Below are 7,653 nucleotides of genomic sequence, written 5' to 3' on the forward strand. Positions count from 1 at the left end.
AGTATTGTGGTCCTCTCTCCTGAAAATAACAAAGCCCCCTCTCAAGAGCACTTTATTGTCACAGAGGTCCAAGCCTCTGAAACCGGTATGTATAAGCTTATCTTGCGAGAACAGAAACAATAAGGCATCTTTATTTAGCAAGCTGTTTTGATTATTGTTATAAAAATATTACGTTCCCACTTGACAATGTGGCGACAATATGAATAATCGAATCAGGTGCCTAAGAAACACCTTAAAACAACAAGCGGATTGGTTGCCGAAATAATCAGTCTTCCGCACATTGTAAAGGCTTTGACTCATTATATGCGTATAGCGTATACTGGTCTTGTCGGGTGTGGTTATGCCATAAAATACCCTTTCGGGGGAAAGCATAACGACGGGCTTGTTGCCGTGTTTCTTAGCACCCGGCACTTTTTTATTGAGTGTCATTAAGAAACATCTATCAACAAGGAATTCATTATGAATACTCTTATAGAAATTAGAGAACAGGTTATCGATCAGGAAACTGTTCAAACTGTTAACGCTCGTGATTTGCATGCGTTTTTAGAAGTAGGTAAAGATTTCTCTACTTGGATTAAATATCGCATCAACAAATATAATTTATTAGAAAATCAGGATTATTTAGTTTTCACCAATTTTGGGGAAAACCTCCAAGGTGGTCGTCCCTCTAAAGATTATCATCTAACTTTAAGTGTAGCAAAAGAGCTTTCTATGCTTGAGAATAATAAGAAAGGTAGAGAAGCTCGTTTATACTTTATCAAATGTGAACGGCTTTTGAAACAAGTAGCAACACCGCAGATAGCTGCATCACAAGTTGACTACTCCAAACCCGAAGCATTACTTGGTGTCTTGAATCACTTACAAAGTCAAATCAAGCAAAAGGATAATACCATTGCCGAATTAACTCCAAAAGCAGAGGCTTTGGAAGGCTTAAAACGTTCTGATGGGTTGTTCGGTTTGATAGAAGCAGCAAAGATGTTGGAAGTAAGACCAAAGGACTTAACCGATTACTTTTATAAAAACATTACATTGCCACTTGACATTGTGGCGACAATGTGAATAATCGAATCAGGTGCTTGAAAAACACCTTACAAACTACAAGCGGATTGATTGCCGAAATAATCAATCTTCTGGACATTTAAAGACTTTGACTCATTATGTGCTACATGCATATAATAACCTCGTCGGGTGTGGTTACACTATACAATACCCTAACGGGAAAAGTGTGACGACGGACTTGTAGCCGTGTTTTTCAGCGCCCGGCACTCTTTTAGAGTGTCAATGAAAAACGTCTAACTACAAGGAGTTCATTATGAACACACTTATAGAAATATCAGAACAGGTTATTGATCAGGAAACTGTTCAAACTGTTAACGCGCGTGATTTGCATGCGTTTTTGGAGATTACATCAAAGTTTGCAGACTGGATTAAAAATCGTATTAAAGAATGTAACTTTCGAGAAAATATAGACTTTATAGGTTTTTCTAAAAATTTAGAAAAAGGTGGGCGCCCAAGCATAGAATATTACATTACGTTAGACATGGCTAAACATCTTTCGATGATAGAGCGTAATGATAAAGGGCATGAAGCACGTCAATACTTTATCAAATGTGAACGGCTTTTGAAACAAGTAGTGACACCACAGATAGCCGCTCCACAAGTTGATTATTCCAAACCCGAAGCATTACTTGGTGTTTTGAATCACTTACAAAGTCAAATCGAGCAAAAGGATAACACTATTGCTGAATTGACTCCAAAAGCAGAAGCTTTAGAAGGCTTAAAGCGTTCTGATGGTCTGTTTGGTCTTATCGAAGCAGCAAAGATGTTAGAGGTACGACCAAAGGACTTAACGGATTATTTGCGTAAACATGATTGGGTGTATCGGCGTGCTCCAGGGGCGCCTCTGTTACCTTATCAGGACAAGATCAAGAAAGGATTCATGGACTGCCCTGCTATCACCATTCAAAGACCGGATGGTACAGAAAAGGTCCTGCCTTCAACGAAAATCACACCAAAAGGATTGGCATGTTTGAGAGAACAAATCCATGGAGGTGTACAATGAAAATAGATACCAACTTCTTATGTGACTTATGGATAGCATTATCTCAATTTTCTAATGATGAAAATGTGAGCGACAAAGATTGTACTGCTCTAGTTGACACTATGAGTGTAATAGAAAAAGCTTTGATTTCAAAACTTCAAGATGACGTGCCCAATATTACAAAAATCTTGGCAATTTTGACAGATTTTGGAGCTTCAGAACTGCCACATAGCATGGATTCTTTGTTACGCGCTTATGAACCAAATTTCGAGAGCCCCATTAAAAAGGTTGCTTAACTTAAAAACAAAACTCCCCTCCCTATCGTTAAAGGTGGGGAGGTAGTCAAGAGACTTCTTTAGGTAAGAACTCAAAATGAACGGGTTTAAAACTAGTTAAGTCATAATCTGTAAGATCTGCAGTATCAACAAAGTTTTCTGCTTCTTCATCCGTCTTAAAAACGGGCATTTGTTTTAATTTAGAGGTTTTCATAAAAATTAAATTTCTTTTGATGTGTATAGAATTTTAAAAAATTCAAAGTTTAGAAGAAATGTATCTGTTTAAACTCACACCATTTTCAGCGGCTTGTATTGCAAGTTTTCTATGGAGTTCTGGTGGTATTCTTAATTGAAACTTACCACTGTATTTACCATGTGACAAAGGCACAGGAACTTCTTCTCCATTATGTTGCATGTCCTCCACAACTTCTGAAACAAGGTCCATAATGCCTTTTAAAGCTTTCTCTGCTTGAGCATCTAACCATGAAAGGGATGGGAATTCTGCACACAATCCGACATATTCCTCATCTTCTTGCGACCACAAAACACGATATGTATAATGATTATTGTTCATGTTTCATCCTTTCTATCGCTTGTAAGACTTGTTTGACTTGATAAGCTTTTGCTTTGTTACCAGAATCTTTTTGAATATTCACACGAGGATCACCAAGCCACGGTGTTTTAAAAACAAAGTGGCTTGTACCATTGTTCCGTGGTTCTCCAAAGAAATAGACACATACAGCCAACAAATCTGAAAACTTAATGTTCTTTGGTGATGCTTTCATCAAGCTGATTATTTTTTCAACTTTATTACTCATAACCAATGATAGTATCATTATTAATCCTAGTCAATCATTTTATGCACTTAATTGAACAGGAGCCCCCATGCACCCCCGTGAGACGATAAGAGAAACATTTGTTGCGTTGATAAAGGCAGCAAAGACGGCAGCTGGTGACAATGTTTTCAATATGCGTGACTTCAATTTATTTATTGAAGCAATGCCAGCTATTAATATCTCAACACAAAGTGAAACCATTGAAGATGGCTATGATTATGGAGTAAGACGGCGTGTTTTAACAGTAGATGTTGAATGCTATGCAACATGTGAAGATGGAGCGCGTTTTGTTGACCAATTAGCATGGGAAGTTGAAGAGATTTTCCATGCCAACCCCAATCTCAACAACAGCGTTGAAACATGCCGCTTGCAAAATATTGCTTTTGCCTTTGGTGATAATGGCGCCCTAGCGCTCCATGGTGCGATTTTAACCTTTGAAGTCATTTATGTGACCAACATCCCCAACATGGATGAAGAAGAAGGCAATGTAACAGCAAGAATCGTTGAACCTTTCTTAAGCTTTGAACCAGAAACAGGCGTGAGAAACAAAGACAAATACCATAAAATCGAGGGTACTCATGTTAGAGCGGCGCGATAAAGAAATCACCGATCTAAAGAGACGTGTGGCAAATATGGTTGTGGTGGGTAAGATTAGCCATGTCGACCATAAAAACGCACGCTATCGGATAAAAAGTGGCAATCTTCTCAGTGACTGGATTCCAGACACACAAGCCCGCGCCGGTAAAACACGCTCTTATGAAGGGCGCGATGTTGGAGAACAAGTCATTGTTGTCTCATCATCAGGTGATTTATCACAAGGGGTGATTGTTGGCTCTATTCATACCGATGCGAACCAAGCAGCTGATAAGGGCAATATTCATAAAACACTTTATCCCGATGGCACCAGCCTTGAATATGATGATGAACAAAACACCTATGCCCTTAATATAAAATCGGGTGGAAAGTTTATTCTGACAATCTCTGATGGCGTATCACTCAAAGGAGATGCTGGTAAGCTAGAGCTTAGCGCACCGGAGGGCATAAAAATCACTTCAGAACGTAATCTAAGTTTAAAGGCAAAGGGCAACATTTCTGTAAAAGCAAATGGGAACATTTCACTCCATTCGCAAGATGGTGTTTCTCTTCATTCAGACAATGAGGTTTCCATTCATTCAAGTGGACTAAAGCATAACGGCACCAATGTAGGAGCAACCCATGTTCATGGCGGTGTTACTTCTGGTGGCTCTATGACAGGAGGTCCCAATTGAACAGTGGAATGGACCGTACAACGGGAAAGTCATTGACCGGCATTGATCATTTACGCCAATCAATTCTTGATATTTTGTCAACACGGATTGGTTCGCGTGTAATGCGTCGTGATTATGGTTCACGCGTTGCAGAATTCATTGATGCACCAGTGAATAATGCTTTTGCCGTTGCCCTTCATGCCGCCGTTGCTGAGGCTTTAGACAAATGGGAACCGCGTTTTAAATTGAAAACGATTGATTTTAAAATGGTTGATGCTGGACAAGTTTCTTTGTCCTTTGAAGGCATTTATTTGCCATCCGGTAAGCCCATTACCATGGAAGGATTATTGATAAAATGAATGGAGTACTTGCAAAACCGGAAATCATCACAGAACTTTCTTTTGAGGAAATCCGCGCTGCTGCTCTTGCCCATTTAAAAGAGCTTTTGCCGGAATATACCATTCTTGAAAGTGATCCGGCTGTAAAAGTCATTGAGGCTTTTAGCTATCGAGAGTTGCTTTTAAGACAGCGTATTAACGAAGCGGCACGCAACAACATTCTTGATTTTGCAACCGGTGAATCTCTTGACGCTTTGGGAAACTGGCATGGTCTTGCCCGCATGGAGGGTGAAAGTGACGAGAGATATCGTGAACGCATTCAACTTCATGTCCGTGGGGGAAACGGAAGTGGAACAGAACCCTATTACAAGCTTATAGCCTTAACAGCCGATAGCCGTGTTAAGGATGCGATTATTTATCGTAAAGGCAAAGACCCAACCATCTATGTTGCTCTTTTTGGCAATAATGAAGAAGGAACAGCCTCTGAAGATCTCATACAAACAGTCTCAGAAGCTCTTCACAGAAAAAATATCATCATGACCAATGATACAATCATTGTTCACGCTGCTGTCAAAAAAGTGCTGGATTTAGAAGCAGATGTTTGGCTGTTACCAGAAACATCTTTGAAAATTCTCACGACAATGGAAGCAAATTTAAGAGCAGCATGGAGACAAGAACAAGCCATTGGTCGTGAATTAAGCCTCTCGTGGTGGGTTTCAAAACTGATGATCCCTGGTGTCCAGAAAGTGATTGCCATTACCCCAACACAAGACAGTATGGTTTGTGATGAAGAAATTTTATCGATTGGAAAAATCACCTTAAACTTCAAAGGGCGTGCGCGCTAATGGTTGGTTCCCTCCTTCCCACAAACGCAACAGAATTTGAAAAGCGCCTTGCTGATGCTTGCGATTTTCATCAAGATATTGATGGTTCTGTTTTGGGGATTTCACGCGCAAAACTGATCACACGCCCTCCCCGTTTCTTGCCGTGGCTCATTGAAGAATACGGGCTTGGTGAACTGACACCTTATGTTCCAAACCTCTATGATTTGATTGACCAAGGGCTTGCATGGCAACGCCTGCGCGGGTCTGTTATGGCAATAGAGATGGGGCTTCAATGGTTAGAGCTTTCTGCACGCTTTCAACCCGCATGGACAGGGCGCGCATGGTGGAACTCCTTTCAACTTGATTTTGATCAGTTGCCTGAACGTAAAAGCCTTGAAGCTATTGAAGCGATTACCGACCTTTCCAAAAGTTTGCGCTCTGATTTTCGTCGTGGGACCTATGGTTATGATGTGCAAGCCACAGAGGGCAATATGTCACGCCTTGATGACAGCATGTTGGAGTATGAAAGCGGTGTTCGCTTAACAGCTGGGGGCACTTTGTTTTCCTTTGGGCGCACAACAGAGATCAATCACACGCTCACAAGAGAAGAAGGCAGGCTTATTGGCAATTGGATAGATGATGGGGATGAAGAGTTAAGCTTTGAACAAATCGATTATCCATGGGACATGGCAAATTTTCCGTGGTGTTCGGTCAAAAAACATGAACGCGATATACTCATGACAGAGTGGTTTAGCAACCGTACGCTTTATCTCGTGTTAAGAGACACCAAAGATGACGTGATTGGCACTCGCAGATGCTATGCTGTAGCGCCTGTCGAACAGGCTTTGGATGGTGTTTATAGCCATTGTGGCAAAAACTTCCAGCCCTCTCCGATGGGCACGGCGCTTTTTCTGGCAGCACGAACAGATTTTGAAGATGTTGACGGCAAACAAGCAGCATTTGTTTCTATTCTCGTTCATGCTTCTCCAAAACAAGATATCCCCTTTGGCAAGCTTTGGTTGGAGCCTGATGAACTAAGTGGCGGTGTGGAGATACTCAAAACACCTATCAATATTCCTTTGCGTGCTGATGTTCGCGAACAATTCAAGATTTTATTGAGGTTTTAATATGAAGCATGAAAGTGGTTTACCCTTTGCAATTGACAGATCTCGCGGCAAAGAGGAACAACAAAGCGTGGTGTTTTATGGCACGCGTCCCTTTATTCAAAGTGGTGAACTCAATGAGGTTCAAACCATTATAAGGGGGCGGCATGACCGCTTGGGGCGCCTTGTTGCAAAAGAAGGAGACCGCGTTGAACGGGCTGATGCTTTTGTCAACAAAGACACAAGGACCGTCACTTTAACGGATGGCAAGATTTATATTGCCGGTGATATTTNAAGATGATCCAGAGCTCTTGGGGCAAGTCCCTGGCACCTTAGCAGAAGGAGAGCCCGGAGCGGCACGCGAAACAGCAAAGCTTGTTTGGGCACTAAAAGAGGATGCGCAGAATGGCACTTTCTTTCCGGTTTATATTTTACAAGATGGTGTTTTGATTGATCAAAAATCGCCCTCATTGCTTGAGCCCGCCATGCAAGCTATTGCGACGTACGACCGCGCCCATGGGCATTATATCGTGAGTGGCTGCCGTGTGAGCGCATTGGGAGCCAATAACGGTTGCCAAGTGTTTAGTATTCAAGAAGGAGAAGCCAATATCAATGGCTTTAAACGCAAACGCTTAGCGGCTTTGCGCCATGAAGAGCCAGAGGACTTTTCGACAAGCGTTGTTCCTAGCGAAACGCATATTTTTGCGCCTCCAAAAGGGAAAACAAGTTTTACCTTTAAACCCTATTATTTTCCTATTGCCGATATTCAGTCTCTTTTGTTGACAAAAGAAAAAACCGTTAACGTCACCCGCGGTGCCGTTGCTGCAGGGCGTGATGGTGTTCCTGATAAAAGCATCACCGCGTTTATTAAAGTCGTTCAAGGAAGCAAGGAATTTAAAGAAGGCACAGATTTTAAAAAAACCGGAGACACCATTGATTGGGCACCGGTGGGAGACGAACCTTTAGCAGGGAGCAGCTATAAGGTGACT

Annotated in this window: 11 protein-coding genes and 1 pseudogene; 9 read left to right on the forward strand and 3 right to left on the reverse strand. The window is 41.6% G+C overall.

What is annotated here, in order from left to right; genetic code table 11:
• The first annotated feature begins 459 nt into the window (after nucleotides 1-459).
• The 3 genes from ACFIME_RS00455 (at nucleotide 460) to ACFIME_RS00465 (ending at nucleotide 2,337) form a co-directional block, all read left to right on the forward strand.
• Nucleotides 460-1,059 carry an antA/AntB antirepressor family protein gene (locus ACFIME_RS00455; protein WP_375684342.1) on the forward strand — a complete coding sequence of 200 codons (600 nt, stop codon included), beginning with the start codon at nucleotides 460-462 and terminating at the stop codon, nucleotides 1,057-1,059.
• A 253-nt stretch (nucleotides 1,060-1,312) separates the two neighbouring features.
• Nucleotides 1,313-2,062: an antA/AntB antirepressor family protein gene (locus ACFIME_RS00460; RefSeq protein ID WP_375684343.1), complete on the forward strand. Its 750-nt coding sequence runs from the start codon at nucleotides 1,313-1,315 to the stop codon at nucleotides 2,060-2,062.
• Entirely contained in the window at nucleotides 2,059-2,337 is a 279-nt protein-coding gene (locus ACFIME_RS00465) for a hypothetical protein (protein WP_375662285.1), read from the forward strand. The genes ACFIME_RS00460 and ACFIME_RS00465 overlap by 4 nt, the downstream gene beginning before the upstream one ends.
• A gap of 46 nt (nucleotides 2,338-2,383) precedes the next feature.
• Here the strand turns inward: ACFIME_RS00465 and ACFIME_RS00470 are convergent, their stop codons facing one another.
• From ACFIME_RS00470 to ACFIME_RS00480, 3 genes are read right to left on the reverse strand one after another with little or no spacing between them, the layout of a single operon-like run.
• Nucleotides 2,384-2,530, reverse strand: a complete 147-nt coding sequence (locus ACFIME_RS00470) for a CopG family antitoxin (RefSeq protein WP_375637094.1) — start codon at nucleotides 2,528-2,530, stop codon at nucleotides 2,384-2,386.
• A 42-nt stretch (nucleotides 2,531-2,572) separates the two neighbouring features.
• Nucleotides 2,573-2,890 carry a type II toxin-antitoxin system HicB family antitoxin gene (locus ACFIME_RS00475; RefSeq protein WP_004856761.1) on the reverse strand — a complete coding sequence of 106 codons (318 nt, stop codon included), beginning with the start codon at nucleotides 2,888-2,890 and terminating at the stop codon, nucleotides 2,573-2,575.
• On the reverse strand, nucleotides 2,880-3,152 hold the full coding sequence (locus ACFIME_RS00480; protein ID WP_273790312.1) for a toxin HicA: 273 nt from the start codon (nucleotides 3,150-3,152) through the stop codon (nucleotides 2,880-2,882). Before ACFIME_RS00480 ends, ACFIME_RS00475 begins: the two co-directional genes overlap by 11 nt.
• Nucleotides 3,153-3,201: 49 nt before the next feature.
• Between ACFIME_RS00480 and ACFIME_RS00485 the strand changes: the two genes are divergently transcribed.
• The 6 genes and pseudogenes from ACFIME_RS00485 to ACFIME_RS00510 all read left to right on the forward strand — a co-directional run.
• Nucleotides 3,202-3,750 carry a hypothetical protein gene (locus ACFIME_RS00485; RefSeq protein ID WP_375662284.1) on the forward strand — a complete coding sequence of 183 codons (549 nt, stop codon included), beginning with the start codon at nucleotides 3,202-3,204 and terminating at the stop codon, nucleotides 3,748-3,750.
• Nucleotides 3,731-4,420 carry a phage baseplate assembly protein V gene (locus tag ACFIME_RS00490; RefSeq protein WP_375662283.1) on the forward strand — a complete coding sequence of 230 codons (690 nt, stop codon included), beginning with the start codon at nucleotides 3,731-3,733 and terminating at the stop codon, nucleotides 4,418-4,420. Before ACFIME_RS00485 ends, ACFIME_RS00490 begins: the two co-directional genes overlap by 20 nt.
• Nucleotides 4,417-4,758 (forward strand): GPW/gp25 family protein, encoded by a 342-nt coding sequence (locus tag ACFIME_RS00495; protein ID WP_375662282.1) that lies wholly within the window; start codon nucleotides 4,417-4,419, stop codon nucleotides 4,756-4,758. The genes ACFIME_RS00490 and ACFIME_RS00495 overlap by 4 nt, the downstream gene beginning before the upstream one ends.
• A complete protein-coding gene (locus ACFIME_RS00500) occupies nucleotides 4,755-5,582 on the forward strand; it encodes a baseplate J/gp47 family protein (RefSeq protein WP_375662281.1) in 828 nt (275 codons plus the stop codon). The genes ACFIME_RS00495 and ACFIME_RS00500 overlap by 4 nt, the downstream gene beginning before the upstream one ends.
• Entirely contained in the window at nucleotides 5,582-6,688 is a 1,107-nt protein-coding gene (locus tag ACFIME_RS00505) for a phage tail protein (protein ID WP_375684344.1), read from the forward strand. The genes ACFIME_RS00500 and ACFIME_RS00505 overlap by 1 nt, the downstream gene beginning before the upstream one ends.
• A gap of 1 nt (nucleotide 6,689) precedes the next feature.
• Nucleotides 6,690-7,653: pseudogene (locus ACFIME_RS00510) on the forward strand (DUF4815 domain-containing protein); the annotation flags it as partial.

The sequence above is a fragment of the Bartonella sp. AP1QHHD genome (assembly GCF_042196265.1).
GTDB lineage: Bacteria > Pseudomonadota > Alphaproteobacteria > Rhizobiales > Rhizobiaceae > Bartonella.